The following is a 292-nucleotide window of genomic DNA, read 5'->3' on the forward strand; positions in this document are numbered from 1 at the left end:
GATGCATAGCGCAAAAACAACGAGCGCCCGCCGCCGTTGTCCAGCCGCTCGATCTGCCCCAGGTAGTTACGGAAAATACGCAGCCGGTTGTCATACGCATCGCTGATCGCTGTCAGCACACCGTCGCGAAAATGGTAGAAACGCGATGCCTGAGCCAGCACCAACTCATCAGGCAAAGACCCCAAGTAGATCGCCGCTTCGGCAAGACTGTTGGTGATCTCGGGCCGAGAAACAGAAGGCAAGGGCAGGGTAGTCGACCGATTCTCATGATCCGTCCACACCACCGAGTCAC

At 57.5% G+C, this 292-nt stretch carries 1 protein-coding gene; it reads right to left on the minus strand.

What is annotated here, in order from left to right; translation table 11 throughout:
• The coding region (locus tag AACY08_RS30205; protein ID WP_339472751.1) for a hypothetical protein at positions 1-292 on the minus strand (292 nt) is incomplete at both ends.

This window comes from Pseudomonas sp. EL_65y_Pfl1_R83 (assembly GCF_963970695.1).
GTDB lineage: Bacteria > Pseudomonadota > Gammaproteobacteria > Pseudomonadales > Pseudomonadaceae > Aquipseudomonas > Aquipseudomonas tritici.